The sequence below is a fragment of the Micromonospora sp. CNZ303 genome, from assembly GCF_004345505.1.
Genome location: NZ_SLVT01000004.1, coordinates 231,376 through 257,854, shown reverse-complemented (window position 1 = coordinate 257,854; position 26,479 = coordinate 231,376). Strand labels below are relative to the sequence as shown.

The window sequence follows — 26,479 nt, the reverse complement described above, 5'->3', positions numbered from 1 at the left end:
GTGACGGACGAGACGGTCGACCTGCTCGGCGGAGCGCTCGGCGACCTGCACCGGATGCTGCGCCGGACGGCCACCCAGCGGGTCGGCCGCACCGCCCTGCCGGACGCCCAGGTGGAGGTGCTGCGCCTCGTGCAGCGGCACCCGGGAATCGGCGTCCGCGAGGCCGCCGAGCGACTCGGCACCGCGCCGAACACGGTCAGCACCCTCGTCGGCGAGCTGACCACCGCCGGGCTGCTGCACCGCGAGCGGGACCCGGCCGACCGGCGCACGATCCGGCTGGAGCTGACCGACGCGGCGCGGGAGCGGATGGCCGCGTACGGGCGGCACCGGCGCGACCTGCTCGCCGCCGCGCTGGCCGAGCTGGACGCCCCGGACCGCGAGACGCTGCTCGCTGCCGCCCCGGCGCTGCGCCGCCTCGCCGACCGGATGACTACGGTGACGGTGGACGGTGCCGGGTCGTAGGTGGAGGGTCGTCGGGTGATGGAGCAGCGGATCAGCCTCGTGACGCTTGGCGTCGCCGACGTGGCCCGGGCACGCGCCTTCTACGAGCGGCTCGGCTGGCGCGGCCAGGAGGTCGAGGAGACCGTCTTCTTCCAGGCGGGCGGCCTGGCGCTGGTGTTGTGGAGCCGGGAGAAGCTGGCCGCCGACGCGGGCGTGCCCGACCGGGGCGCGGGCGGGTTCGGCGGGACGACGCTGGCGCAGAACGTCCGCTCCCGGGGCGAGGTCGACGAACTGCTGACGGCGGCGGCCGACGCCGGGGCGGAGGTGACCGTACCGGCACGCGAGACCTTCTACGGCGGCTACGCCGGCTGCTTCGCCGACCCCGACGGGCACGTCTGGGAGATCGCCTGGAACCCGGGCCTCCCCCTCGGCCCCGACGGCTCACTCACCGTCCCCGACCTCGGTGCTGGTGCGGGTCCCGCCGAGGCCGGCCGCGGCCCGGAGTGACTCAGGCGTCCGGCCGGCGGGCCCGGGTGCGACGACGCCGCGACCTACCGGGACCGCGCCGCCATCGGGCAAGGGTCGCCACGGTGATCAACCCGGTGCCCAGCAACGCGATCACCGTGCCGACGATCCACTGGGTCACCGCCCAGCCGCCGCGGGTCGCCTCGCGCGCGGTGTAGGCGCCCGTCCTGGTCACCGTCAGCTCGATGTCCACCCGCTCCCGGGGCATCAGCAGCGTCTCGGAATCGCCCGCGAGAACCGACACGCTCGCGACGAGCGGGTACGTGCCGGGTCGGGCGGCCTTCACGAACCAGGCCCAGTAGGCCACGTCGTCGCGTTCGGTCAGGGGCTGTGCCGGGTCCCCGGTCGCGTCCACCGACCTGACCGTCATCGCGTCGGGGTTGCCGCTCGTCAGGTCGACCCGCACCCGGGCTCCGAGCGGGACCGCCACCGGTTCGCGGCTCGCGTCCGGAACGGGGCCGGTCCCGGACGTCGCCGTGGCGGCCGGGCAGGCCACACCGCTGTCCGGACCGCACGCCCAGATCCCGATCCTGCTCTCCTCGCCCACCCGCACCCGCCGCTCGGCCGCCACGTGGATGGTGCCGGGAAAGAGACCGGACCGGTCGGCGCGGATCCGCGCCTGGTACTCGGCCTGGTCGGAGGGCCCGCCCACCTCGTCCGGCGAATAGACGATGGCGGCGACGGTGAAGGCCAGTGCCACGAGGGTGACCCCGGCACCGAGCAGCGCCACCATCCAGACCCGTCGCGGCGGCCACCGTCGGATCTCCGTCCGCTCCTCGTCGGCCATCCCGCCCCCCTGCGGTTCGTCGTCCGTCCAGTGTCGTCGTCACCACCCACGAGGTGGCCCGGTAGCCGGAAAGTCGACTTGCGAGCGGCCGACCGTCAGCAGGTGGCGCGGCGGGGGTACGCGTCGGTTTCCCGCGCCCACTGCTCGGCGGCCACGGAGAGCGCGTCGGCGGAGACGGTGAGCGTCAGCGGATAGACCGCGCCCGGCGGCTGCCGCCGCATCCACGGCGGCAGGGACTCGTACGCGAACTCGACCGTCAACGCGAGCCGACGGCGGCGCAGTACGCGGGTGCGGAAGGCCAGGTTCGGCTCGGTGAAGCGGGCCACCGCCAACGGCTCCGCCGGGTCACCGGTCGTCTCCGCCTGCTGCCGCAGCCAGCCCGCCAGCGCGTACGCCTCTGCCACCGTCAGGCAGGGTTCGAGGTGCGACCAGGCCTGCCCGTCGGCGGTGCGGGCGTCGGTCTCGACGAGCAGCCAGTCGTCCCAGTCCGCCGCCTCGTCCGGGTCGTCCGGCGGCTCGACCCCGGGCTGGTAGCCCACCGGCCGGATCCTCACCCGGGCGCCGTCGTCGGAGCGGATCTCCATGCTGTCATCATGACCGATCCCGAGGCGCGGATGGGGGGCATCCCCGCAGCTCAGGGCGCCCCGGCGAACAGCGGCCCCGGGTGCGGACGCCCGGTCAGCGCACCGGGTCGTGGGTGCCGCGCGGCACGTCGGGCCGGCAGCGGCGCACCCGGTCGGCCGCCATCCGCCCGCCGACGGCCAGCCCGTGGCGCTCCACGGCGGCGAGCCCGTACGCGCTGCACGTCGGGGTGAAGCGGCACTGCCCGGGCCAGCGGTGCGACAGCCAGCGCCGGTAGCCGAGGATGGCGGCCCGCCCGGCCCGGTCCACCAGCGGCGCCCGCCCGGCGGCGACGGTCGGCGGTGCCGAGGCCCGGCCGGGCGACACGAGCCGGGCGCCCAGCGCGCCCAGGGTCAGCAGGGTGGAGAAGAGCCCCAGGTCGCAGCAGGGGATGTCGCAGTTGCAGGCGTCGCAGTTGTCGAAGCGGCTCTTCTTCTTGCGACGCTGGTTGCTCGGGAGGTGGATCACAGGGAACATCATGCGACTTCCGCGCCACCCCGGATCTCTCGGATGGCGTGCCGTCGCCCCGGTGGTGGCCGGCCCGGTGGTCAGCGCCAGACCGTGCGGCGCACTCCGTCGTGCCCGGCGCAGGCGTCGCGCCGCCCGCCGGTGAGGCTGACCGAGCCGTCGCCGCACTGCACCAGGTGGCCCCGGCCGGCCCAGAACCCGGGTACGCAGTCGAACCAGTCGCAGATTTCGACGGCCGGCCTGCGGATGCGCTCGCCGCCGCAGAAGTCGTACCCCATCGGGTTGGTCGGGGCGCCGCAGAGGCGCTCGCGGGCGGGCGTCGGCGTGGGTGCGGTGGTGCCACGTCGCGGTTTCGACGCGGCGGGCGGCACCTTCGCCTGCGCGGCCGGGAGGGCGACCGGCGGGGCGACGAAGGTCGGCGCGGGGGTCGCGGCGACGGCGACCTCGGAGCCGGTCGGGTCGGCGGGATCGGTGTCCAGCAGGGCGGCGGGCACCAGCAGGGCGATGCCGGCGGCGACGGCCACGGTGCGCCGGCCGCCGGGCACGAACGCGAAGGGCCGGGCCTGCGCCGGGGTCGCGATCTGCGGCCGGAACGGCTTGAGCTGCGCGTGCTCGGCGATCGCCTCGTCGAGCTGGTCGAGCACCGCGCCGCGCTGCTCGATGGCGTCGGCGAAGGCCAGGGTCAGCTTGAACCGGAAGTCGGCGGCGACGTCCGCCGGGAGCATCAGGCCGGAGGTGCGCCGCCGGTCCAGCACCTGCATGAGGGTGACGGGCGCGTGCGGGTCGTGGGCCAGGCCGGTCATCCTCCCGTACGCCCAGTCGCGCCGGCCGCGACCGCCGAGCAGCACCAGCCGGCGGTTGGTGATCACCGCCATGCCGGCGTCGGCGACCCGGACACCGTCCGGCCTGCGGGGCCGCGGCGGCGCGGCGGCCGGGGCGACCGTCAGGTCGGGCGCGGGCAGCACGGTGGTGTGTCGTACCTCCACCAGCTGCGCGGCCGGCAGCACCCAGAACACCACCTCGTCGGGCGCGAGCTCCAGCGCCAGGCCGGCGCCCGCCGCGGCCGAGCCCTGGAACTCCTCGGCGAGGGTACGCAGGCGGCGCAGTTCGTCGTCGCGTCTTCGCCATGCCGTGTCGGCGCTGCGGAACTCCCGCCGCCGCCGTTCGTTCTGCCGGTGCACCCACCGGTACCGCCACGTGGAACCCGTCGAATCAGTCCTTGCCATGCCGACTCCTTCGCCGTGCAGGCCACCAACCGGGGTGTCACAACCGTCAACGGTGACAACGGCCGACGGGGACACGCCGCAACGGGCAAAATGGCCGAACGACGGGCGAAAACGGGCGATAGGTGGATTTCGCCGCATCGTTTCGCATCAGTCGGGCGTGTCCGGCGGCACACCCCACCGCCCACCGAACAGCACCCACGGAACCGGGCACCGGTCCCAGGCGGTCGGGGGCCGGTGTAGATCTTGGTACGGAAGGGCCCCTGTAAGGGCCGTTTGTTGCCAAGATCTGAAAGGTGACCAGCGCGCGCAGCCACTCCCTACCCGTGAACGCGGTCGCGCCCGCCCGGTCGCGGTGACCGGACGGGCGCGACCGATCGCGAGTCAGTGGCGGCGACCCTCCCCCACGCGGTAGGTGCGCAGGTTCGGGTCGGCCTTGATCTGCGCCTCCGTGTATTTGATCGTGTCCCAGCCCTTGCCCGAGTAGAGCCGGGTCTGGTCGCCGTACCAGGGCGAGTTCGGGTTGCTCGACTGGGAGTAGGTGAGGATCTGCCGCCCCGAGGGACCGTTGCGGCCCAGCTCGACGGCCATCACGAAGGACGAGCCGTGCACCACCTTCGGGTAGCCGACGCCCGGCGCCAACGGACCGATGATCATGTTGAAGACGCCGGCCTCGGCGCGTCCGCCGTGGATCGGGATCCGCCGGTCGCCGCGCGGCTCGGTCTGGATGTCGCCCAGGCGCGCGTCGAGCGGGATGCCGGCGAGCTTACGGACGGCGTCGGCGAGCGCGGTGAGCACGCGCGGGTCGGCGGTGTCGAGCCGGCTCGGGGTGCGCACCGGGTCGGCGGCGTCGAACGCGTCGGCGAACCGGATGCCGCCCGACAGGGCGAACTCGGTGAACAGGTGTGCGCCGCGGCTGTCCAGGTCGACGCGCAGGTCCCAGCCCTTCAGCGCCGCGCAGGCCCCCCGCAGGTCGACAGTGGTCCCGTCGGAGGCGGTCGCGGTGGGCTGCGCGGCGCACAACGCCACCAGGTCGTCGCGCAGCAGTTCGCCGCCGTACGCGCGGTTGCCGAAGACCGTCTGCCAGAGCCGGGACGTGGTGTAGCCCCGCCCGGGCAGCCCGTCGGTGCCGGCGAGCCGCTCCCGCACCTGCTCCACGCCGAGGCGCGTACGCAGGCTGCGCTCGGTGCGCTCGTTGCCGACGATGCGCGGGAAGCCCTCCAGCGGCGCCTCCGGATTGGCCAGCCAGTGGCTGTCGTTGGAGTTGGTCACGTAGTCGGCGCGGAACCGGATCGGCAGGTTGGCCGGGCCGAGGATGCCGGGCACCGCCGCGTCGCGGTCGCGGCCCAGCGCACAGGCCGACCGGGAGCCGTCGAGGACGGCCTGGCCGCTGCTGGCGTAGAGCGGCTGGAACGGCGCGGGGATGCAGGCGGCGGCCAGCTCGTCGGTGACCCGGGGCACCACCGAGTGGTCGGCGTAGAGCGCCTCACCACGGGCGTCGGCGGCGATCACGTTGACCCAGGGCAGGAACTGGTGCCGGTCGAGGACCTGCTTCAGCTCGCGGACCGTCTTCGCCCGGCCCATCTCGAGCCAGCCGTCGAACGCCCGGTTGTTTGTCGCGTTGACGTCGGTGATCGCGTACGCGGCGGTGGTGGTCCAGTCGAAGGTGCCGGGGACGACGACGACCGGACCGAAGTGGGTGTCGTGGAAGGTGCGGCTGACCGGAACGGTGCCGCCACCCGGGGCGGGCACCTGGACGGTGACCGTGCGGGTGGTCATCTTCCGGGCCCGGCCGTCCACGTAGTAAGACGTCGGGTCGCCGGGGACCAGCGCGAGCCGGTGCCAGACGAAGCGGCGGGCGGTGGAGACGGTGTGGCTCCAGGCGAGGGTGCGGTTGTGCCCGATCTCGATGATCGGGTCGCCGATGAGCGCCGCGCCCTCCACGTCGTAGCGGCCCGGGACCTTCAGGTGCATCCGGTAGAAGCGTTCCGCCCCCTCCCACGGGAAGTGCGGGTTGGCCAGCACCATCCCGCCGCCGTGCGTGGTGGCCCGCGCGCCCAGCCCGTACGCGTTGCTGCCGACACCGGCGGGCGCGCCGTCACGGGCGGCGACGACCGCCGCGGCGCCCGGCGCGTCGAGGGCGGCGGCCGGACCGGTGGCCGTGGGCGGGGCGGCGGCGACGATCCCGTCGAGCACCGCCCGCGAGCCGGCCCGGACCATGCTGGCCCAGCTCGCGCGCCACATGTCCAGCTCGGTCAGCGGACGCACCCACGGCTTGCCCCGGCAGGCCGGGTCGGTGAGGTTCGCCGCGCCGGTGCGGCGCAGATAGCTGTTGTAGCCGGCGACGAAGCCGCGGATCTGGTCGCGGACCTCGTCGGACGGGGAGTGCACGCCGTCGCGGGGCCCCTGTAGCAGCCGCTCGGCGGTGCGGTCGTCGATCGCCTTGCGGTGGAAGAGGTCGCTGCGGACGTTCGCGTCCGTGGGGCCCGTCGCTCCGAAGTAGCGGGACCGCTCGGCGTTGACCGTGACGGCCTTCTCTGCGATCACGCAGATGTTGTCCTCGGCCTGGACGTGGCCGACGCCGAAGCCGAGGCTGGCGAAGGTGCGGGCGGTGATGTGCGGGACGCCGTACGACGCCCGACGGATCTCCGCCGAGTAGCCGCCGTCGTGGTGCCGCGCGGCGGCCGGCGGGACGCCGGCGACCGCTGTGGTGGCGACCGTGGCGAGGGCGGTGACCAGTGCGCAGAGCGGCCTTGGCCTCATCGGGACTTCCTCCCGTCCGGTGGACGTGTGAGAAGTTCACACGACCGGCATTCTCGCCGGGCGCGGGCGTGCCGAGGAAGACCCGACCGGGAAACCGGGTTGTTCCCCCTACGGACCCCCCGGACGCTGGGTAACGTCGGCGGCAGCCAGGGCCGACGAGGGGGTGGGACCGGTGGGCGACCCGCTCCGCCCGGTGGTGATCGGCGTCGACATCGGCACGACCAGCACCAAGGCGGTCGCGTACGACCTGGACGGCGCCCAGCTCGCCCACCACTCGGTCGGCTACCCCCTCGACGAACCCTTCCCCGGCTACGCGGAGCAGGACGCGTGGCACATCCACGCGGCGGTGCTGGAGTCGGTGCGCGTGGTCGTAACGGAGCTGGACCGGCCGGTCGCCGGGCTCTCCTTCGGCACGGCGATGCACAGCCTGATCGGCCTGGACCCGGACGGCCGCCCGCTCACCCCGTCACTCACCTGGGCCGACTCGCGGGCCAGCCGGCAGGCCGAGCGGCTGCGCGCGGTCCCGTCCGGGCTGGCGCTGCACCGCCGCACCGGCACCCCGGTGCATCCAATGGCGCCGCTGCCCAAGCTGCTCTGGTTCGCCGAGCAGGAGCCGGTGCTGTTCGGGCGGGTGGCGTACTGGGTGGGCATCAAGGACTGGGTGCTGCTGCGGCTGTGCGACGCGCTGGTGACCGACCACTCGGTCGCCTCCGCCACCGGGCTGATGGACATGCACCAGCTCTCCTGGGACTCCGAGGCGCTCGGCGTCGCCGGGATCACCGCGGAGCAGTTGCCGGAGCTGGTCCCCACCACCACCGTGCTGCCCGGCCTCACCGCCGAGGCCGCCGCGGCGACCGGGCTGCCCCGGGACACGAAGGTGGTCGTCGGCGCCGGGGACGGCCCGCTGGCCAACCTCGGGCTCGGCGCGGTCGCCCCGGGCGTGATGGCCTGCACGATCGGCACCAGCGGCGCGATGCGGGTCATGGTGGAGCGCCCCGGCGTCGACCCGCTCGGCGGGGTGTTCTGCTACGCGCTGACCGAGCAACGCTGGGTGGTCGGCGGGGCGATCAACAACGGCGGCGTCGTGCTGGAGTGGACCGGCGACGCGCTCGCCCCGGAGCTGGGCGAGGACGCCGAGGAGGAGCTGCTGGCGCAGGCCGCGCTGGCACCGGTCGGCTCCGGCGGTCTGATCATGCTGCCGTACCTGCTCAGCGAACGCGCCCCGCACTGGAGCGCGCTGCCGCGCGGCGCGTACGTGGGGCTGACCCACGGGCACCGCCGGGCGCACCTGGTGCGGGCCGCGCTGGAGGGCGTCTGCCAGCAGTTGGCGCTGGTACTGGCCTCGGTGCGGGCCGCCGGCAACGAGGTCCGGGAGATTCGCGCCAGCGGCGGCTTCGCGCGCAGCCCGCTGTGGCGGCAGATGCTGGCCGACGTGCTCGGCGTGCCGGTGCACTTCCCCGCCACGCGGGAGGGCTCCGGCTTCGGCGCGGCGCTGCTCGGCATGGAGGCGCTGGGGCTGATCCCCTCCATCGAGGTCGCCGCCCACCTGGTGCGCATCGAGGAGACGGCACGCCCGGATCCGGCCGCCGCCGCCACCTACGCCGCCCTGCTGCCGCTCTTCGCCGGGCTCTACGACGCGCTGGTTCCCACGTTCACCTCGCTGCGCCGCCTCGCCCCGGGCCTGACCCCGGCACCGACGCCGGCAGCACCGAAGCGGTAGGGGCGCCGCCCCACCCCGGGGCCACCGCCGGCAACCGACGCCGCCCCACCCCCGGAGGGCTGCCGCCAGCACCGGCGCCGCCGACCGCCGTAGGGCGCCGCCCGGACGGGTGACGCCGCCGGGGGCGGCCACGCCCGCGATACCCACGTCCATATCGTGCGAACGTGAGGAAAGCAGACAAGAGTCGTTCGTCTTCCCGGTGGACTGCTGTCCGCGTACCGCTGGCGATCGTCACGGCGCTGACGCTGGCGGCGGACCCCGCAGCGGCGGACGGCGGCGGACCGGGGCCCGGGCCCGGGCGGCCTCGGCGGCGTGGCTGGCCTTCCCCGGCGGGGTCTTCTCGGTCGACACCCGCACGCGCACGGTGCGCTACCGGGCGTGCGACGGCGACACCGGCCGGGCGTCCGACCCGGACATGCGGATCACCGGCCGGGCCGCGCGCGGCACGCTGGTCGTCGACGGCACGCCGTACGCCTACGACGTCCCGTTGGTCGGCCGCCGGTGAGGCGCCCTGGAGGTGCTCCGCCCCGGCGCCCGGCCGCAGCGACGGACCGGCCCGGTGGTCACCGATCCCCCGCCGCCCACCGATCCGGCCGCCGGCCGCCGCCTGCCCCTGACCGACCGGCTCCGGCAGGTGGTGGACGCCTCCGCCGGCACCAACCCGGCTGGCGTCACCGTCCGCGACCTCTCCGGCCGGTACGGCGCCCGGCGTGCCGGTCGCCCACAAGACCGGCGACCTGCCGGGCGCCTCCCACGACGTGGGCCACTACCTGATTCCCGGCTCCGAGGGTCGCGGTCGCGTTCCTCACCTCCGGCCCGATCGCCACCGGCGACGAGGTGGTCCGTCGCCTCGCCCGCACCGTCTACGACCACCTGGTCGCCCCCGACGAAGCCGGCCGGACGCCGTGACGCCCCGCCGGCCCCGTCAGGGAGCCTCGACCCCGGAGATCAGGTAGCGGTGCACCTCCGCGCCGCGGATCGCCACCGCCTGCTCCGTCGAGGGTCCGGAGCCCCGGAAGTCGAGCAGCTGCTCCTCGGACTCCCAGCGCTCGTAGACGTTGATCCGTCCCGGCTCGACCAGGTCCGCGCCGATCGCGAAGTCGACGCAGCCCGGCGCGGACCGCGCCTGCCGGACGACCTCCACGCAGTCGGCCAGGTAGGCGTCCCGCTGGTCCGGGTCGACGTAGAGACTGCCGGCGACGATGAACACTGCTGACCTCCGGGTACGGCCGCGCGTCAGGCGCGGGTGATGGCGTTGGCGTGGATGGCCTCGCCCAGGTAGGCGGCCATCCCCGGCCTGATCGTCTCGAAGTACGCGGTGAACCGCTCGTCCGACACGTACATGTCGGCCAGACAGGTGTGCAGCTCGAACGGGCAGTCGTAGAACCAGCGGCTGATGAGCTGCCGGTGCTCCTCGGCCAGGTCCATGGCCGCCGGCCCGTCCGCGGGCGCCCCGGATGCCATCACCTCGACGAACCGCCGCGCCCAGTCCTCGTTCTCGGCCTTGTTCCGCAGCCAGTCGTCCTTGGTGTAGCGGGCGACCCGCTCGTTCGACTGGCGGTACGCGTCGGTGTCGCCCCAGCGTTGCTCGACCTCCTCGGTGTGCGCGTCCGGGTCGAAGTCGCCGAAGACCTCGAACCGCTCCTGCGGGGTCAGTGGAATGTTCAACTTGCTCGCCTCCATCGCGAACTCGATCGCCGCGACCATCTCCTGGAGCTTCCTGATCCGTACGGACAGCAGCTCGTGCTGGCGACGCAGGTGCGACGCCCGGTCACTCGCCGGGTCGTCGAGGATCGCGGCGATCTCCTCCAGCGGGAACCCCAGCTCCCGGTAGTAGCGGATGTGCTGCAACCGGTCCAGGTCGGCGTCGTCGTAGCGCCGGTAGCCGGTGCTGCTGCGGCCACTGGGCGAGAGCAGTCCGATCCCGTCGTAGTGGTGCAGCGTCCGCACGGTCACGCCGGCCGCCCTCGCGACCTGTCCCACCGTGTAGGCCATGGTTCCCTCCCTTCCGCCACCGAGGCTCCCGCCTGCCGTTACGTGAGGGTCAAGCCAGATCCGGCGGTCCACCGTGCGTCCACGGTGTCTCCTCGACCGCCGGGAACGCCCCCGCCGGCATGAACGCGTCCGACAGGGTGGTGTAGCAGAGCCGCTCCCCCACCTCGGGCACGCTGCCCGGCGGCGCGGTCAGCCCCCGGCCCATCCCGCCGGAGAGCTCCAGCACCACCTCGGTCTTGCCGTCCGCCGCCGGGGTCACGAAGACCACCCGGGCCTTCTGCGCCGGCCGGGCCGGCGAGTACAGCGTCGCGCCGACCGGCACCGACACCGGCTCGGTGGTGACCAGCTGGATCCGGGGGCGCAGCACCGGACGCTTCCCGGTGTCGTCCACCCGCTTCGGGTCCGCCAGGGTCACCTCGCCGACGAACGCCTCCCCGGTCAGCCGGTGCTCCGCCATCACCAGCGGGTCGTCGTAGGCGCGCTGCACCGCGTAGGAGGTCAGGGCCCGTTCCAGCCGGTGCAGCCGCTGGGCGGCGGCGACCGCCCCGTCCCGGCGGGGTTGCGGCGCGCCGCCGGAGTCGACGTGCTCGGCGTAGCCGGTGAAGGCGTCCTTGTCGCCGTCCCACCGGCCGGCCACCCGGGCGCCCGGGGGCAGGCCGCGCAGCAGCCCCACGCCGCGCCACATCAGCTCCCAGGTGGGCGCGAGCTGGTCGCGCAGCAGCCGTTCCAGCTCCGCGTACGCCCCGGCGCGCGCGACCGGGTCGTCCTCGGCGGCGGCGTACGCGGCGATGGCCGGCGCGAGCCACCGGTTGTCGAAGTCCGGGTCGGTGGCCGGGCCGGCGGGCGGGCAGGTCGCCGGGTCCTCGGCCCGGGCCGCCGCCTCGGCGCCGGTGAGCCCGGCGGGCGGGTCGATCCAGCCGAGCAGCGCCGGCAGGTGCAGGTCCTCCACCACGCTCTGCCCGGTGGCCCAGTGCAGGGCCAGCGCGTCGGTCATCGCCAGCAGCGCCGACGAGCCGGGGTGCTCGGCCCGCTCCGCGAAGAAGGTCAGCCAGCACCCGAGCACCGGCACCGACGGGTGCACCGGATAGTCCCCGTCCGGCCGGCGGAAGCGGGTGGAACGGCCGAACAGCCGCAGGAAGGTGATCCCGGCGGGGTTCGGCACCAGCAGCTGCGGGGCGTCGACGTGGCGGTACCGCACGTCCCTGCCCCGGTCGACCGGCACCGCCTCGGAGACGCCCCGGAACCCGTCCAGGTAGGGCAGCACGATCCCGGCCAGCTCGGCGGCGAACGCGAACCGCTGGTCACGGTTGCGGGGCTGCGGCACGATCAGCAGCCGCGCCGCGTCCGGGGCGTCGCCGACCAGCGCCGCCAGCGGCGCGTTGGCCTCGCCGGCCATCGCCAGCGGCACCAGCACCAGCGGTCGCGCGGACAGGTGCAGGTGCCGGACGGTGGCCACCGGCTGGGCCACCCCGGCGGCGAGCGCCTGGGCCCGGGCGAGCGCGCGCAATGTGCTCACGCCGACCTGCCCGCCCGGCCGGCGGCGGCTGGTGGCCGTGCCGCTCGCCCCGGCCCCGCGAGTGAACCGGCGCGGGGCGGCGAGGGATCGGCCGGGTGGCGGCGACGGGCGGTCGGCGTACTCATGCGGGGGGCCCGGTGAGGGCGTCGGCGCGCAACCGGGCGGCGGCCCGCAGCAGCGCGGCGGCCTCCTCCTGCCCGGGCTCCGGGGCGCGCTCGCCGGCGGCCAGCGCCAGCACCTCGTCGACCTCCGCGACCCCGCCGAGCGCCTCCCGGACCGGCCGGCCCAGCGCCCCGGTGTGCCCGCGCGCCTCGTGCCGGCAGAAGTACGCCAGCTCGCAGGCCGCCAGGCAGTCGGGCGCGTAGCGGGCCTGCACCTGCGACAGCGCGGCTAGCAGGGCCGCGGGCTCGACCGTCAGGTCGGCGGTGAAGTCCTCGGGCACGGCGGCCAGCAGCGCGTCGACCCGGGCCATCCGGTCGAGCTGGCGGCGCAGCACCAGCAGCTGCTTGCGCACGTCGACCAGGCTGGCCACCGGCTGGAGGGCGAAGTCGCGCGGGCAGACCAGCACCGCGTCGTGCGACACCAGCTCCGGGTCGTGCCCGGCGGCGGCGAGCAGCTCGCGCAGGGCCAGCACGTAGACGGCGGACTGGATCGCGGCGCCGGACACCTTGGCCGGGTCGGCCTGGCCGTCGACCACCGGGAACGACTTGATCTCGACGACGTGGAACCGGCCGGCGAGCCGGGCGGCGACCAGGTCCGGCTCCAGGTGCACCCGGCGGCCGGCGACCTCCAGGCCGAGCAGCGGGTGGTCGAACAGGGCGGCGGTGTCGTCCGTCCCGGCGGGGGTGGCGCCGGTCAGCAGCGCGGCGGAGCGGCGGTGCCGGGCGGCCGTGTCGTCCTCGACGCCGTCGCCGAGGTCCGTCCAGCTCGCCGCCGCCGGCACCGGTACGCCCAGCCGCTCGGCGACCAGCCGCATCAGCTCGGCCCCGCCGTCGGCCTTGACCTGCGCCTCGAACGCGTTGCCCCGGGTGATGGCGAACCGGGACTGCCCGAACCGGGCGGGAAAGCCGATCCGCTCGGCCAGCTTCGGCTTGTCCACCCCCGCGCCGTCCAGCACGGCCCGCCGGGTGCAGCCCGGATTGCCGGTCAGGGCGGCGATGGTGCGCGCGTTGTGCCGCCTCGGTGGCACGCCGCCGCGGATCGCGGCCAGTCGTTCCTCGGTGCTCGTCACGATCCGCCACGATAGGCGGTCGTCGCCGCCCGCGCCCGGCGCCGCCCCGGCCGGTGGCACCCGCCGCAGCCGTCGGCCCGGGGCGGGGCCGCGCGGAACCGGCTCAGAGCAGGGTGGTGAACGGCCCCAGGAAGCCGCAGCAGATCAGCCCGAAGGCGCCCAACGTGACCAGCGCGATGCTGTAGTTCGACCAGAGCCCGAACTTCGTCACGTCGGTGCCGTACCCGTCGTAGGCGCGGTTGCGCCAGCCGCCGAAGCGGAACGACAGGTGGTAGGCCGCGCCGGGATGGGCGACCAGCGTGGTGGTGATCAGCGGCAGGCCCATGAAGTCGGTGTACCGCACGTCGAGTGACCCGGGAGGAATCACCACGTACCAGGTGCCCTCGCCGGGGATCGGCACCGGCTGGCCGTTGACCTTGAACTTGCTCGTGGCGGGGGCGGGCACGATGTACGGGCCACGGTTCACCGTGACGGCGAGCACCGCGTAGCCGGGCGGGGGCGCGATCGGGTGGGGGTACGCCATCGGCGTCACGGGGCCCGGCATGTGCGGGTACGACGCATGAGGGGGGTACGACACCGCCACATCCTGGCACGGCCCCACCAGTCCGCCGCGCCTCGGCGGATCACGAATCGGTCAGCGCCCGGCGGAGCGGTTCCAGGGCGAACGGGGCAGGGCGGTGCCGGCCAGCGGCCGGCGGTCGCGGCGACGACGGCGGCGGCGGCGGCCGGGGGTGCACGGCGGCCGGGAGACGGTGTGCACGGGCGCGGGCGCGGCGGGCGGTCGGCCGATCAGCCAGCAGAGGAAACGGGCCATCGGTGGGCTCAGCCGACCGGGAGGCGCTCGGCCTCCGACCGGGAGATGTCGTACTGGGCGCCGCAGAAGGTGCACTGCTGCACGTAGCGGGTGCGGATCGGGATGAGCGGCACGAAGAACAGGCTGAACTTCGTCGATCGGCGTGTGATCACCTGTGCGGCCTGGTTGTGGCAGTTGCGGCAGACCTGCTGCACCACGCCGGACTGGCTGACCTTGGTGCGGAGCCCGAAGATGAAGAACATCGCCCCCCAGTACCCACGAGCCGCCCGACTATCACCTGCGACTTTCGACGACCCGGGGCGCGCTCCGGGCTGGAGCGCACCCCGGGGGGCGTACGTCAGCTCGTCGCCTTCGCGGGCACGGGTTCCAGGCCCGGCACCTCCGCGGGGAGCCAGATCGGCTGCCAGTCCTTCATCTCGTGGAACCGGCGCAGCTCGAACAGCGACGAGACCGACCCGGCCCACGCCCCGTACGGCGGGTTCTGCTCGTCGAAGCCGGACTGCACGAAGGTCAGCTTCGTCTTCCCCTGCGACTCGGCCAGTTCCCAGGTGCTGACGCCGGTCGGTCCCCAGTCCACCGACAGCTTCCGGCCCGGCTCCAGGTCGACGACCTTCGCCGCGTAGCCGTGCTCGAAGCCGCCCATGGCGTAGCGACCGCCGACCCAGGGCTCGATGCCGATCGGGTAGCCGAACCAGGCGCTGGCCTGCTCGGAGTCGGTCAGCGACTCGAAGACCTTCGCCGCCGGCGCGTCGATCAGCAGCTCGCCGCGCATCTCGGCGGAGGCGAAGTCGACCTTCGGCAGCAGCGACTGCCCCGCCAGGTGGGCGGCCAGGTTGGCCAGCGACAGGCTCCAGAACGTCTGGAGCACGCCCCGGATGCTGCTGCCGCTCATCGCCTCGGCGAAGTCGAAGTGGCTCTGGGTCAGCGTCAGCACCGTGGTCCCGGGACCCTCCGCGCGCAGGGCGAACTCGGTGGTGGTCTCCACCCCGTCGAGCAGCCACGCGAAGCGCAGCGTGTCGTCGTCGACGTGTAGCAGCCGCTGGTGCGGCGCGTCGCCCTCCGGGGTGTGGCGGCCCCAGAACTCGTACCGTCGCGGCAGCTCGACCTCGGCGTGTTCGGCGAGCCAGACGCGCAGCTCGGCCGGGTCGGTCAGGGCGCGGCGGACGGCCTCGGCCGGTGCGGCGAGACGGACGGGCAGCCTCATCAATTCAGTCACGTTCTTTCCCCTTCGGGTAGCAGGCCACGGCGAGCTTGAAGGCGTCGCCCTCGGCGCCCCCGTAGCGGGTGAACAGGTCCTGCAGAGTGCTCTGCAGGTCGTGCAGGAACTGCTGGCGGAGCTCCGCCGGCACCCGGATCTCGCCGGCGACCCCGACCGAGGGGAGTTCGGGGGCGGCACGGTCGAGCCCGGCGATGTCCTCCTGGACCTCCTCCATCAGGTCCAGCAGGTAGCCCAGGCTCAGCTCGTCGCGGGCCCGGCGCAGGCCGATCCGGCCGACCAGCCGGGGCGACAGCCAGTAGGACCGGGCGGCGGCCTGGTAGATGCCCTCGGTGATGCCCCGGACCTTGCGTTCGCTGACCAGCTCGACCAGCCCGGCGGCGACGAGCTGCTTGACGTGGTAGTAGACGCGCTGCGGCGTCTGCTCCAGCCGGTTGGCGACCTCGGTGCAGGTGCGCGGCTCGGCCAGTTGTCGCAGCACCTCGACGCGGTGCGGCTTGAGCAGGACCTCGGCCTGCTCGATCTGTTCCAGGTATAGGACGTCTCTCATGGCAAAATCAGTTTGTACGTACAAAATTTGTTTGTCAATAGCTTCGGCGACAGCCGCGCCGGCGGTCGGCGCGGCTGTCGGACGCGGTCAGGCCAGCCAGTCGGGGCGCAGCGGGTAGCCGCTCGCCCCCTCCGGGCCGGGGCGGGTGGCCAGCACCTGGTGCAGCTGGATGCCGTTGCGCTCGAACGCCAGCCGGGACCCGGCCATGTAGAGGCCCCACACCCGGGCCGTGCCCGGACCCACCTCCGAGACGCAGAAGTCCCAGTGCGCGACGAGGTTGCGGCACCAGCCGGCCAGCGTCAGCGCGTAGTGCAGCCGCAGGTTCTCCTCGTGCTGCACCTCCAACCCGACGTCGTGGATCTCGCTGACCAGGCGCCCCGGGCCGGCCAGCTCCCCGTCGGGAAAGACGTAGCGGTCGATGAACGCGCCCGACCGGTGCGGCGCGCGGTTGTCGGCCCGCGTGATGCAGTGGTTGAGCAGCCGCCCGTCCGGCCGCAGCCGGTCCCGCAGGGCCCCGAAGTAGGCCGGGTAGTGACGCACCCCGACGTGCTCGGTCAGGCCGATCGAGGAGACCGCGTCGAACTGCTCGCCCGGCGCGTCCCGGTAGTCGAGGTGGCGCACCTCGGCCAGGCCGGTCAACCCCTCCCGCTCGATCGCCGCCCGCGCCCACTCGGCCTGCGCCCGGGACAGGGTCACCCCGAGCGCCTTCACGCCGTACTCGCGGGCCGCGTGCCGGACCATGCCGCCCCACCCGCAGCCCACGTCGAGCAGCCGCATCCCGGCCTTCAGCGCCAGCTTCTGCGCCACCAGGTCGTACTTGGCCGCCTGCGCCTGCTCCAGCGTGTCGTCGGGCGAGCGGAAGAGCGCGCAGGTGTACGTCATCGACGGGCCGAGCACCTTCTCGTAGAAGGCGTTCGAGACGTCGTAGTGGTGGGAGATCGCGGTGCTGTCCCGGGTGCGGGAGTGCCGCAGCCCGTTCACCAGGCGCTTCCAGCGCGGCAGCGCCTCCTGCGGCGGGGGCGGCGGCGGCATCAGCCGCTCCCAGCCCAGCCCGCGCACCAGGGCCAGCCCCTCGGCCAGCGACGGCGTACGCAGCCGCAGCTCGTCCTTGAGCACCCGCAACGCCTCGTACGGGTCGCCCGGGTGCACCCCCTGCAACGCCAGGTCGCCGCCGACGTACGCCCGGGCCATACCCAGGTCGCCCGGGGCGGTGAGCAGGTACGTCAGGCCCCGCTCGGAACGGATCGACAGGGTGATGCCGGCGTCGGCCGGGCCGACCGCGCTGCCGTCGTACCCGGTGACCCGCACCGGCAGGGCACCGGTCGTCAACGCGCGGACGACGTCCGCCACGGTCGGACCCGGGCGCCGGCTCCCCGCCGGCGGGCTGGCGGGAGCGCTCGCCGCCCCCTGGTCTCGATCGGTCAGGCTCATGCTCTCGCTACCGCCTTCTCGTACAGTCCGGTGAGCCGGTGGTCCGGGTCGTAACGGTCCTTCACCGCGCGCCACGTCGCGCCGCCGTAGAGCCGGTCGAAGGATTCCCGGTCGTAGTACGCGTCGGAGTAGAGCGACTTGTGGCCGCCCGACTCCGACACCATGCGCTCGATCACCCGGTTGACGTCGCCGTCGGCGGCCCCGGCCGCGATCGGCACGCTGCCCCAGAAGCCGACGTTCACGTAGTCCTGCCCGGCCCGGAGCGGATAGAGCGGCCAGGCCCGGGCCGAACCGGGACCGGACGGCTCGCGCAACCGCAACGGACACAGCCAGACCGGGGTCATCCCCACGGCGCCGGCGAACCAGCGCAGGAACTCGGCCATCCGCTCCAGCGGGATCTCCACGTCCTGCACCACCCGCTCGCGCGCCGGCTGGCCCCGCAGGCGGTCGATCCGGGCGGCCACGCCGTGCCGGTGCTCCCACCGGACCAGCCGGTGGTAGACGTCGCTGCGCCGCCACCGCGCCGGCCAGACCCGCCGGAGCACCGGGTGCTGCACCCCGAACGCCGCCGAACACCAGAACCAGTCGGTGTCCCAGCGCCAGAGATAGTCGTAGGTGGTCAGTGCGTCGTGCGTGCGCCGGCGCAGCGAGCGGTAGTAGATGTCCTGTCCCGTGTAGTCGCTGGGCGGTGGCGCGTCGTCGGTGAAGGTGCCCAGCACCAGGTACGCCTCGCCGGGGCTGAACATCACCCCGTCCATCGCGTCCACCGCCTCCCCCGCCCAGGACCGGGTCGCGGCGACCTCGGCGATCGCGTCGGCGAGCGCCTCCAGCCGGGTGAACCGGACGTTGCGCAGGGCCACGAAGCGGCGTACCGGCTGAAGTTCGATGCGCAGCCGGGTGGCGTAGCCGAGGCTGCCCAGCGAGTTGGGGAACGCCGCGAAGAGGTCGGCGTGCTCCCCCTCCGGGCGGGCGGTGACGATCTCGCCGGCCCCGGTGAGCACGTCCATCTCGATTACCGACTCGTGCGGCAGGCCGTTGCGGAACGAGGTCGACTCGATGCCGAGACCGGTCACCGCCCCGCCGAGGGTGATGGTGCGCAACTGCGGCACGACCAGCGGCATCAGCCCGTGCGGCAGGGTCGCGTCGACCAGGTCCTCGTAGGTGCACATGCCCTGCACGTCGGCCGTGCGGGCGACCGGGTCCACGGCGAGCACGCCCGTGAGCCCGGTGACGTCCAGGCCCGGCGCACGCGGGGCGGACCGGGGACGGAACAGGTTGGAGGTGCGCTTGGCCAGCCGCACCGGCGCGCCCGCGGGCACCGCCGCGTAGGACCGTCGCAACTGGGCCACCGCACCGTCGTGGTCGACCGGATGATGATCCACACGGACCGCACACATGCGATCACTGTACGCGCTGCAACCCCCGTGACGGGGGACGTCCACTGGTGCGTCCGCGACGTGGTCGGAACACTGGCCGCCGCCGGGCCGGCGGCATAGCGTGGGAGCCATGCCGAGAGCCGTCTGGAACGACCTGGTCGTGGCCGAGAGCGACGACACCGTGCTGGTCGAGGGGAACCACTACTTCCCGCGCGCCGCCCTACGGGACGACCTGCTCCGCGAGTCCGACACGCACACCGTCTGCCCGTGGAAGGGCACCGCGTCCTACTACACCCTCGAACACGACGGCCGGACCAGCGCCGACGCGGTCTGGTACTACCCCGAGCCGAAGCCGGAGGCGGAGATGGTCCGCGACCGGGTCGCCTTCTGGAAGGACGTCCGGGTCGTCGACTGACGGGGGCGCGGAGCCTCAGCCGACGCGCAGCATGCGCAGTTGGGCCAGGTGCTTCGGCAGGTGGACGCGGGCGTGCAGGTCGAGGGTGCGGCCCCAGGGCAGCGGCTCGTCGACGACAAGGTCGAAACCCTCGCGCAGGTGGGTCTCGACCGGGGTCTGCGCCGCCGCGCCGAGCCGGTCGGTCAGCGCGCAGAGCTTCTGGCTGGTGGCCCGCAGCAGGGTGGCCAGCCCGGCCAACCCGCCGCACTCGACAACCAGCGCGTCCACCTGCGGGCGGTGGATGGTCTCCAGGTCGTAGTACGCGAACGGCGAGCCCGCGATGACCGCCTCGGTCGCCTCGGTCATCAGCTCGTCGTTGGCGGCGAGGTGCGCGACGATCTGCTCGGCGCTCAACTGCCCGGCTGGCGGCGGCGCGAACCCGCCCGCCTCGACCTCCGCGAGCACCTCCGCGTACGCCCCCCGCAACGCCCCGCTGTCCATGTCCCCAGTCAATCCCGGCCCACGCTGTCCGGCCCGGAGTTCCCGCGCACGGTTCACCCGGAAGGGACCGGCGGAAACGCGTGCCGGGACGCCGGAGGCCGAAGGGTTGTTCGGACGCTGTCGAGCTGCCCCGTCGACAGGACCAGGAGCGGCGGCCAAAGCGGAACCGTTGCCGGCCACGCGCCTGCACCAGCCCGGCCCTGCACCAAGGCTGGGCACGGGGCGCAGCCGTCCAAACCCGTCGAATCCGTCAGGTCAGCGACGGCGGGGTTGCCGGGTGCGGAGGTAGTCGGAGACCACGTACTCGCCGAGATCCTCCAGGTCGGGGGTGAACATGCGGCCCTTCGAGCGGCGGGCCACGGCGTCGACGAAGCGGCGCAGGCCGGGATCGTCGCCGAGCATGAAGAGGTTGAGCGTGGCCCCGTAGCGGGTGAGCCGGTCCACCTCGCCCACGGTCGCCGCGATGGTCTCCGGCAGCGGCGGCCAGTGGAACAGCGCCTCCCCGTCGTCCGGGTCCAGGTGGGCGGTCGGCTCCCCGTCGGTGACGACCAGCACCACCGGCTCGGCGTCCGGGTGCCGCCGCAGGTGCCGGGCGGCAAGTCGCAGCGCGTGCTGGAGGTTCGTGCCCTGCCGCAGGTCCGGCTCGACGGCGGCCAGTTCCTGCTGGGTCAGCGGCAGCGCCTCCAGGCCGAAGCCGACGATCTGCAACGCGTCCTGGGGGAACCGGGTGGCCATCAGGTGCGCCAGCGCCAGCGCGGTCTGCTTCATCGGGCCCCACCGGCCCTGGGAGATCATCGAGTAGGAGAGGTCGACGCAGAGCACCACCGCCGCCGAGGCCCGCCGCTCGGTCTCCACCACCTCGAAGTCCTCGACGGCCAGCTGGACCGGCACACCGGAGCCGGCACGGCGGACCGCGCGGGCCAGCGTCCGCACCACGTCCAGGGGCTGCTCGTCGCCGTACTCCCAAGGCCTCGATCCGCCGCTGACCTCGCCGGCGGCGCCCGCCGAGCGCAGGTCGTGCTGGCCGCGCGGCCCGGCCGTCAGGTCCGCGAAGACCCGCCGCAGCGCCGTGCCGCCGAGCCGGCGCAGCGCCTTCGGGCTCAGGGTCAGCCCGTCGGCGTCCCGGCTCACCCAACCCTGCCGGCGCAGCTCCCGCTCCAGCTCCCGCAGCCGGCGTACGTCGTCGGCGGCGTCGCGGCCCAGCGTCCGGGCCACCGCGTCGACGTCGACGTCGTCCAGGGTGGCGCCCGGATGCTCCTGGTCGAGCTGGTCCAGCAGCTCGTCCAGCTCGGCGATCTCGCCGAGCGCGCCGGCGGCCTCGCCGTAGCCGAGCGGCCGCTCGCCCCGCACCCGCTCGCCCTGGCCCCGGTGCAGGTCGGGGCGGAGCGCCCGGAGGTTGGCGTCCAGCGCGGACAGCTCCCCGGCGAGCCGGTCGCCGAGCGACTGCCGCATCAGGCCGGCCAACTCCTCACGTTGGCGGTCGGAGAGCGAGCGCATCAGCCGCTCACCGGCGGCGGAGCGCCGGGCCAGCACGTCGACCAACTCGTCGACGTCGGCCGGCTGCTCGGGGAAGAACGCGCCGTGCCGGCGCATGAACTCGGCGAAGGCGTCGGTGGTGTCCTCCGACCGGGCGTGGCGGGCCAGCAGGTCGTTGAGGTCGCGCATCATCTCGGCCAGCCGCTGCTGCGCGGCCGGATCCGCCGAGGCGCGCACCGCGTCGCGCAGCCCGGCGAAGCGCTGGCCGAGCACATCGTCGCGCAGCCCGTCGAGGATCCGCTGGTACGTCCGGCGGGCCTCGTCGCTGCTCCACCGGTAGCCGGTCAGCTCCTCCACGGCGCGGGCCGTCGAGCGGGGCAGGTTGTCCAGCACCGCCTCGGCGAACCGCGCGTCGTCGTCGCGCCCGCGCAGCTCGTCCCGCTCGGCGGCGAGCGCCTGGTCGAGCAGGGCCCGGGCCCGGGTGACCGCCCCGTCCAGGTCGCCCCGGCGCAACGCCTCCCGGCGCAGCCGCCTGGCCCGGGCGGCGAGGTCGTCGAGGCCGCCGCGCCCCTGGGGGCCCTGCCGCAGCAGGCTCCGCAGCGCCTCCCGGAGACTGCCGCCGGCCAGCACCTCGGCACCGACGGCGTCCACCGCCCCCCGCACGTCGTACGGGGGCGCGAGCGGGTCGGGGCCGCCCCGCCACTGCCCGTACCGGAACCGGTCGCCGGCCATGCTCAGGCCCGGCCGCCGTAGCGGGTCCGGCCGGAGTCGGTGACGTCCTTGCCGAGCCGGCGGGTCAGGTGCAGCCCTTCCAGGACGAACTCCACGCCGGCCGCGACCTGCTCCGGGGTGGGCGCGTCGCCCAGCCCGAGCCGGTCCAGCGCCTTGGCCAGGCCGGGCACGGTGCCCACCTGGCGCAGCAGCTCGGCGGAACTGACCAGCTCGCCGGTCTCGATGACGGCGTCCTCGTCGACCAGGGCGGTGAACCCGGAGAGGTCCAGCCCCGCCAGCCGGGCCCGGAACGTCTCGGCGGTCGCGGTCCGCAGCAGGTGGCCGAGGATCTCGACCTCCCGGCCCTCCTCGCCGCTCTCGAACTCGACCTTCCCGCGCAGGGTGCTGGTCACGGAAACCGCGTCCCCCACCCGCGCCACCGCCCCCTCGGATGAAAGGAAGGGCACCTTGCTATCGCTTTCTGATGTGGAAGGTGCCCTTCCTAACCGCTCGGCGGGGGGCACCGTGCCGGCGGCGGCCAGCAGGCCGGCGCGGCGCAGCGCGGCGGCGGCGACCGTCTCGGCGGCGGCGATGGCGAACCGGGCGGAGACACCCGAGCGCGGGTCCACCGACGGCGACTCGCGCACCGCGCGGGCGAACCGCGCGAGGACCTCCAGCACGTGCTCCGGCACCTCGGCGACCAGGTCGGCCTCCTGCCGGATGAGGGCCAGCTCCAGGTCGAGGTCGACCGGGTAGTGGGTACGCACCTCGGCGCCGAAGCGGTCCTTCAGCGGGGTGATGATCCGGCCCCGGTTGGTGTAGTCCTCCGGGTTGGCGCTGGCCACCAGGAACAGGTCCAGTGGCAGCCGCAGCTGGTAGCCGCGGACCTGGATGTCCCGCTCCTCCAGCACGTTGAGCAGCGCCACCTGGATCCGTTCGGCCAGGTCGGGCAGCTCGTTGACGGCGAAGATGCCCCGGTTGGTACGCGGGACGAGGCCGAAGTGGATCGTCTCCGGGTCGCCGAGGGTGCGCCCCTGGGCGATCCGGATCGGGTCGACGTCGCCGATCAGGTCGCCGACGCTGGTGTCCGGGGTGGCCAGCTTCTCGCCGTAGCGCATCGAGCGGTGCAGCCACGCCACCGGCAGGTCGTCGCCGGCCTCGGCGACCAGCGCCCGAGAGCTGGGGGTGAGCGGGTGCAGCGGGTGCTCGTTGAGCACCGAGCCGGCGATCACCGGGGTCCACTCGTCGAGCAGGCCGACGAGCGAGCGGATGAGCCGGGTCTTGCCCTGGCCCCGCTCGCCGAGCAGCACCATGTCGTGCCCGGCGAGCAGCGCGCGCTCGACCTCGGGCAGCACCGTGTCGTCGTAGCCGACGATGCCGGGGAAGCGGTCGGCGCCGGAACGCATCCGGGCCAGGAGGTTGTCGCGGAGTTCCTGCTTGACCGTGCGGTACGCGTGGCCGGCCGCCCGCAGCGCGCCGAGCGTGCCGGGCAGGTCGGCCGGAGGTGCCGGGGTAACCGGGGAAGGCGCAGTCACCCGACCAACGCTAGCTCACGGGAACGGGGGCGCCCGGTCCGTCGACCGGGCACCCCCGCCTCAGCCGCGTCCGCAGCTCCCGCAGGTGCCCCGACGGCGCAGGTGGTACGCGTACGTGGCGACGCCGAGCGCGACGCCCCAGAACGGCCAGAGCAGCATCGGTGCGGTGGCGAGGCTGAACCCGCCGGAGAAGTCCCAGAAGGCGGGGGTGGCGAGCAGGCCGAGACTCGCCGCGGTGACCGCCACCGCCACCAGCGTCGCCGGGACGACGGCCAGCCGGACCGGCACCGGGCGCCCGGCCAGGCCGATCATCCAGCGCGGGAACCGTTCGCCCCACCGCTGCACCAGCCCGAGGGTGAGGACCGCGCCCACCAGGGCGAACGCGCCCAGCCCGGCACCCGCCCAGACCAGCCCGGACTCGCGCATCTCGTCGAGGAACGACCGCTCGATGCCGAGCGGGACGCCGACCGCCCAGGCGAGCCGGGTGATCGCGTACAGGGCGGGAACGGTGGCCGCGGTCCAGGCCGCCACGCGCCCCCAGCGGGCGGCCGAGGCGGGCGAGGTCCAGCCGTGGTCGGCGCCGTCGCGCCCGCACGTCGGGCAGGCGCCCGCGGTGCGCCGCTGCCAGCGCAGCACCGCCCCGGCCAGCAGCACCCCGCCGACCATGGCCGCGCACCGCGCGAACAAGGCCCAGGTGAACACGTCGGCGTAGTCCACCGGCGGCCAGCCGAACGGCGCGCCGACGATCAGGATCGGGAGGTAGCCGAGGATGACCAGCACCTTCACGTCCGGCACGACGACGGCGAGCAGGAACGCGACAGTCCAGGCGTACGCCGACAGCAGGGTGTTCAGCGGTCGGGCCCGGCGGCGGGCCGGGCCGGTCATGGCGAGCGCGGCCACGGCGGCGCCGAGCAGCAGCACGGCGAACAGCGGCGCGCCGACGTCGGTGGGGACCAGCCGGAGCAGGTTGGCCTCGCCGTCGACCGGATCGTTCGCCCCGAAGGGGTAGCCGGCGCCGGTGACGGCGGAGACCAGGGCGAGCAGCCCCCAGAGGCCGAGCCAGCCGGCGGCCAGCGGGGCGAGCCGGTCCAGCCGGCTCGGGGCCGGTCGATGGGTGGGAACATTGGTCGTCGTCATGCTTCCCAGCCTCGGCCGGCGGGCCGCGTACGCCCTCCCGTGCGGCGGTGAACCGGCTCCCCCTCGGGAGGGAACGCTCAGCCCGACGGGGTGACGAACCCCGACTCGTACGCGGCGATCACCGCCTGGGTGCGGTCGCGGACGCCGAGCTTGGCCAGCACGTTGCCGACGTGGGTCTTCACCGTCTCCACCCCGACCACCAGGTGCGCGGCGATCTCCGGATTGGACAGCCCGGTGGTCATCAGCCGCAGCACCTCCGCCTCGCGTTCGGTGAGCCGGGCGGCCGTCAGCCGGTCGGCGCCCCGCCCCCCGTACGCCCCGGCGAGGCGGCGGATGGCGGCGGGGAAGAGCAGCGACTCGCCCCGCGCGACGACCCGGACCGCCTCCACCACCTCGGCGGGTCGGGCCCGCTTGAGCAGGAACCCGCTCGCTCCGGCGCGGAGCGCGTCGTAGACGTACTCGTCGTTGGCGAACGTCGTCACCACCAGCACCCGGGGCGGGTCGGCGGAGGTGGCGAGCAGCCGCCGGGTGGCCTGGATGCCGTCGATGCCGGGCATCCGCACGTCCATCAACACCACCCGGGGGCGCAGCCGGGCGACCAGCGGCGGCACCTCCGCGCCGTCGGCGGCCTCGCCGAGCACCCGCAGGTCGGGCTGGGCGTCGAGGATGGCCCGCAGCCCGACCCGGATCAGCTCGTCGTCGTCGACGATCAGCACGCCGGTGGTCGTCGCGGTTCCGGTCGTCATGCGGTCCCCTCGAACGGCAGTCGCACCCGGATGCGCCAGCGGTCGCCGTCCGGTCCGACGGTCAGCCGGCCGCCGAGCAGCAGCACCCGCTCCCGCATCCCGTCCAGGCCCCGGCCGCCCCGCCCCGGGTCGGCGCGGCGGCGCCGGCTGACCGTGTTGTCCAGTTCCAGCTCCAGCGCGTCGGCGTGCACGTCGAGGCGCAGCGTGACCGGTCCCCGACCGTACCGGGCCGCGTTGGTCAGCCCCTCCTGGACGATCCGGTAGCCCTCCCGGGAGACCGCCGCCGGCAGGTCGGCCGGGTCGCCGGTGCGCCGGGTGTCGACCGGCAGGCCGGCCGCGCGGGTGTCGGCCACCAGCCGGTCCAGGTCGGCGAGCGTACGCTGCGGCGCCGGCGCGGCCCGCCGGCCGTCGGGCTCCCGGAGCAGCCCCAGCACGTGGTCGAGGTCGTCCATGGCGGTCCGCCCGGCCTCCTCGATCGCGCCCAGCGCGCGCCGGACGAACTCCGGGTCCCGGTCGAGCAGCTCGCGGGCGGCCCCGGCCTGGAGGGTGGCGACGGTGAGGGCGTGGCCCACCGAGTCGTGCAGTTCCCGGGCCAGCCGGTTGCGTTCGGCGAGCCGGGCGGTGCGCGCCTCCAGGGCCGCGATCCGTTCCGCCTGGGCCGGGCCGAGCAGCACCGGGGCCATCGACACCGCCAGCGCGCCCAGCCCGGCCACGGCGTAGCCGAGCGCCACCAGCACGACGACGCCGGCGAGGGTCAGCCAGCCGGTGTCCCGCCCGTCGAGCGGCCCGAACCGGTCGCCGCCGGTCAGCCCGGTGTCGAGCCCGAACTGCTGCCCGATGAAGGCGAGCGCCATCGGCACGGCGCTGAACAGGGCGGCCACCAACAGCCCGCCGCTGACCAGGTGCAGCCCGATCCAGAGCGCCGAGCGCAGCCGGGTCTCCCGGTCGGCGACGTGCCCGGGGGCCGGGTCCGGCAGGTCGACGCCGAGCAGGGTCCGCGCGGCGGCGATCTCCAGCGCCCGGGGGCCGTCGAGGAAGACCGGGACCGCCGCGATGACCGCCGCGACGCCGAGCAGGGCCAGCACCAGCGGCCGGGGGATGTCCGCCCGGGTGAGCAGCTGGGCGAAGGCCACCGCCAGCAGCGCGTACGGCAGCGCGAGCACCCCGCCGAGCAGCAGGAACACGCCGCGCCGCCAGGTGCTGCCGGCCGTCAGCGGGGCGAGGACCGTGCGGGGCTTCACCCGCCCATTCTGTCCCGGTCGCGCCCCGGGCCGACTCCCCCGCGTCGGGGAGATCGGCGCT

The 26,479-nt window shown here is 74.7% G+C and carries 27 protein-coding genes; 5 read left to right on the top strand and 22 right to left on the bottom strand.

Translation table 11 applies throughout. From position 1 onward, the window contains the following. The first annotated feature begins 54 nt into the window (after nucleotides 1-54). On the top strand, nucleotides 55-462 hold the full coding sequence (locus tag EV374_RS09555) for a MarR family winged helix-turn-helix transcriptional regulator (protein WP_486485679.1): 408 nt from the start codon (nucleotides 55-57) through the stop codon (nucleotides 460-462). Between the two features lie 18 nt (nucleotides 463-480). Then, the gene (locus tag EV374_RS09550) at nucleotides 481-948 is read left to right on the top strand and encodes a VOC family protein (RefSeq protein ID WP_132233676.1); all 468 of its coding nucleotides are present in this window, start codon (nucleotides 481-483) and stop codon (nucleotides 946-948) included. Between the two features lies 1 nt (nucleotide 949). On the opposite strand, the gene EV374_RS09545 is transcribed toward EV374_RS09550, so the two are convergent. From EV374_RS09545 to EV374_RS09525, 5 genes are all read right to left on the bottom strand, one after another. Beyond that, complete coding sequence (locus EV374_RS09545; RefSeq protein ID WP_132233674.1) at nucleotides 950-1,753, bottom strand: hypothetical protein; 804 nt, start codon at nucleotides 1,751-1,753, stop codon at nucleotides 950-952. A gap of 95 nt (nucleotides 1,754-1,848) precedes the next feature. Beyond that, the gene (locus tag EV374_RS09540) at nucleotides 1,849-2,337 is read right to left on the bottom strand and encodes a WapI family immunity protein (protein WP_132233672.1); all 489 of its coding nucleotides are present in this window, start codon (nucleotides 2,335-2,337) and stop codon (nucleotides 1,849-1,851) included. 94 nt (nucleotides 2,338-2,431) lie between these two features. Continuing rightward, on the bottom strand, nucleotides 2,432-2,851 hold the full coding sequence (gene yidD, locus EV374_RS09535; RefSeq protein WP_486485678.1) for a membrane protein insertion efficiency factor YidD: 420 nt from the start codon (nucleotides 2,849-2,851) through the stop codon (nucleotides 2,432-2,434). Nucleotides 2,852-2,922: 71 nt separating this feature from the next. Further along, on the bottom strand, nucleotides 2,923-4,068 hold the full coding sequence (locus EV374_RS09530) for a hypothetical protein (protein WP_132233668.1): 1,146 nt from the start codon (nucleotides 4,066-4,068) through the stop codon (nucleotides 2,923-2,925). A 381-nt stretch (nucleotides 4,069-4,449) separates the two neighbouring features. Next, the gene (locus EV374_RS09525) at nucleotides 4,450-6,828 is read right to left on the bottom strand and encodes an acylase (RefSeq protein ID WP_132233666.1); all 2,379 of its coding nucleotides are present in this window, start codon (nucleotides 6,826-6,828) and stop codon (nucleotides 4,450-4,452) included. Between the two features lie 172 nt (nucleotides 6,829-7,000). Here EV374_RS09525 and EV374_RS09520 point away from each other — a divergent pair, with 172 nt between their 5' ends. Together EV374_RS09520 and EV374_RS32455 are read left to right on the top strand one after the other, a co-directional pair. Continuing rightward, nucleotides 7,001-8,548 carry a gluconokinase gene (locus EV374_RS09520; RefSeq protein ID WP_132233664.1) on the top strand — a complete coding sequence of 516 codons (1,548 nt, stop codon included), beginning with the start codon at nucleotides 7,001-7,003 and terminating at the stop codon, nucleotides 8,546-8,548. A 364-nt stretch (nucleotides 8,549-8,912) separates the two neighbouring features. Next, nucleotides 8,913-9,053: a hypothetical protein gene (locus EV374_RS32455; RefSeq protein ID WP_165947732.1), complete on the top strand. Its 141-nt coding sequence runs from the start codon at nucleotides 8,913-8,915 to the stop codon at nucleotides 9,051-9,053. A 420-nt stretch (nucleotides 9,054-9,473) separates the two neighbouring features. Here the strand turns inward: EV374_RS32455 and EV374_RS09515 are convergent, their stop codons facing one another. The 11 genes from EV374_RS09515 to EV374_RS09465 all read right to left on the bottom strand — a co-directional run bounded on the left by EV374_RS09515 (nucleotide 9,474) and on the right by EV374_RS09465 (nucleotide 18,698). Continuing rightward, nucleotides 9,474-9,758, bottom strand: coding sequence for a putative quinol monooxygenase (locus tag EV374_RS09515; protein WP_132233662.1), 285 nt, complete (start codon nucleotides 9,756-9,758; stop codon nucleotides 9,474-9,476). A 26-nt stretch (nucleotides 9,759-9,784) separates the two neighbouring features. Then, entirely contained in the window at nucleotides 9,785-10,543 is a 759-nt protein-coding gene (locus EV374_RS09510) for a MerR family transcriptional regulator (protein ID WP_132233660.1), read from the bottom strand. Nucleotides 10,544-10,592: 49 nt separating this feature from the next. Beyond that, nucleotides 10,593-12,059, bottom strand: coding sequence for a hypothetical protein (locus EV374_RS09505; RefSeq protein ID WP_132233658.1), 1,467 nt, complete (start codon nucleotides 12,057-12,059; stop codon nucleotides 10,593-10,595). 121 nt (nucleotides 12,060-12,180) lie between these two features. After that, nucleotides 12,181-13,290 (bottom strand): hypothetical protein, encoded by a 1,110-nt coding sequence (locus EV374_RS09500; RefSeq protein ID WP_132233656.1) that lies wholly within the window; start codon nucleotides 13,288-13,290, stop codon nucleotides 12,181-12,183. Nucleotides 13,291-13,393: 103 nt separating this feature from the next. Beyond that, on the bottom strand, nucleotides 13,394-13,867 hold the full coding sequence (locus EV374_RS09495; RefSeq protein WP_132233654.1) for a hypothetical protein: 474 nt from the start codon (nucleotides 13,865-13,867) through the stop codon (nucleotides 13,394-13,396). A gap of 57 nt (nucleotides 13,868-13,924) precedes the next feature. Beyond that, nucleotides 13,925-14,104 (bottom strand): hypothetical protein, encoded by a 180-nt coding sequence (locus EV374_RS09490; protein ID WP_132233652.1) that lies wholly within the window; start codon nucleotides 14,102-14,104, stop codon nucleotides 13,925-13,927. Nucleotides 14,105-14,112: 8 nt separating this feature from the next. Beyond that, nucleotides 14,113-14,346 carry a zinc-ribbon domain-containing protein gene (locus EV374_RS09485; protein WP_132233650.1) on the bottom strand — a complete coding sequence of 78 codons (234 nt, stop codon included), beginning with the start codon at nucleotides 14,344-14,346 and terminating at the stop codon, nucleotides 14,113-14,115. 95 nt (nucleotides 14,347-14,441) lie between these two features. Continuing rightward, on the bottom strand, nucleotides 14,442-15,320 hold the full coding sequence (locus EV374_RS09480; RefSeq protein ID WP_132233648.1) for an SRPBCC family protein: 879 nt from the start codon (nucleotides 15,318-15,320) through the stop codon (nucleotides 14,442-14,444). Next, nucleotides 15,313-15,870, bottom strand: a complete 558-nt coding sequence (locus EV374_RS09475) for a winged helix-turn-helix domain-containing protein (RefSeq protein WP_132233646.1) — start codon at nucleotides 15,868-15,870, stop codon at nucleotides 15,313-15,315. Before EV374_RS09475 ends, EV374_RS09480 begins: the two co-directional genes overlap by 8 nt. An 87-nt stretch (nucleotides 15,871-15,957) precedes the next feature. After that, nucleotides 15,958-17,301 (bottom strand): class I SAM-dependent methyltransferase, encoded by a 1,344-nt coding sequence (locus EV374_RS09470; protein WP_132233644.1) that lies wholly within the window; start codon nucleotides 17,299-17,301, stop codon nucleotides 15,958-15,960. Continuing rightward, nucleotides 17,298-18,698, bottom strand: coding sequence for an FAD-binding oxidoreductase (locus tag EV374_RS09465; RefSeq protein WP_132233642.1), 1,401 nt, complete (start codon nucleotides 18,696-18,698; stop codon nucleotides 17,298-17,300). The genes EV374_RS09470 and EV374_RS09465 overlap by 4 nt, the downstream gene beginning before the upstream one ends. A 109-nt stretch (nucleotides 18,699-18,807) precedes the next feature. Between EV374_RS09465 and EV374_RS09460 the strand changes: the two genes are divergently transcribed. Then, nucleotides 18,808-19,092, top strand: coding sequence for a DUF427 domain-containing protein (locus tag EV374_RS09460; RefSeq protein WP_132233640.1), 285 nt, complete (start codon nucleotides 18,808-18,810; stop codon nucleotides 19,090-19,092). 15 nt (nucleotides 19,093-19,107) lie between these two features. Here EV374_RS09460 and EV374_RS09455 read toward each other — a convergent pair whose 3' ends face one another. From EV374_RS09455 to EV374_RS09430, 6 genes are all read right to left on the bottom strand, one after another. Then, the gene (locus tag EV374_RS09455) at nucleotides 19,108-19,572 is read right to left on the bottom strand and encodes a hypothetical protein (protein ID WP_132233638.1); all 465 of its coding nucleotides are present in this window, start codon (nucleotides 19,570-19,572) and stop codon (nucleotides 19,108-19,110) included. A 255-nt stretch (nucleotides 19,573-19,827) separates the two neighbouring features. Next, nucleotides 19,828-21,780: a VWA domain-containing protein gene (locus EV374_RS09450; RefSeq protein WP_132233636.1), complete on the bottom strand. Its 1,953-nt coding sequence runs from the start codon at nucleotides 21,778-21,780 to the stop codon at nucleotides 19,828-19,830. Nucleotides 21,781-21,782: 2 nt separating this feature from the next. Then, a complete protein-coding gene (locus tag EV374_RS09445) occupies nucleotides 21,783-23,294 on the bottom strand; it encodes a magnesium chelatase ATPase subunit I (RefSeq protein ID WP_132233634.1) in 1,512 nt (503 codons plus the stop codon). Nucleotides 23,295-23,354: 60 nt separating this feature from the next. After that, nucleotides 23,355-24,431, bottom strand: coding sequence for a hypothetical protein (locus tag EV374_RS09440; RefSeq protein ID WP_132233632.1), 1,077 nt, complete (start codon nucleotides 24,429-24,431; stop codon nucleotides 23,355-23,357). A 77-nt stretch (nucleotides 24,432-24,508) separates the two neighbouring features. Further along, entirely contained in the window at nucleotides 24,509-25,177 is a 669-nt protein-coding gene (locus EV374_RS09435; RefSeq protein WP_132233630.1) for a response regulator transcription factor, read from the bottom strand. Further along, nucleotides 25,174-26,418 (bottom strand): histidine kinase, encoded by a 1,245-nt coding sequence (locus tag EV374_RS09430; RefSeq protein ID WP_132233628.1) that lies wholly within the window; start codon nucleotides 26,416-26,418, stop codon nucleotides 25,174-25,176. The genes EV374_RS09435 and EV374_RS09430 overlap by 4 nt, the downstream gene beginning before the upstream one ends. Nucleotides 26,419-26,479 lie beyond the last annotated feature (61 nt).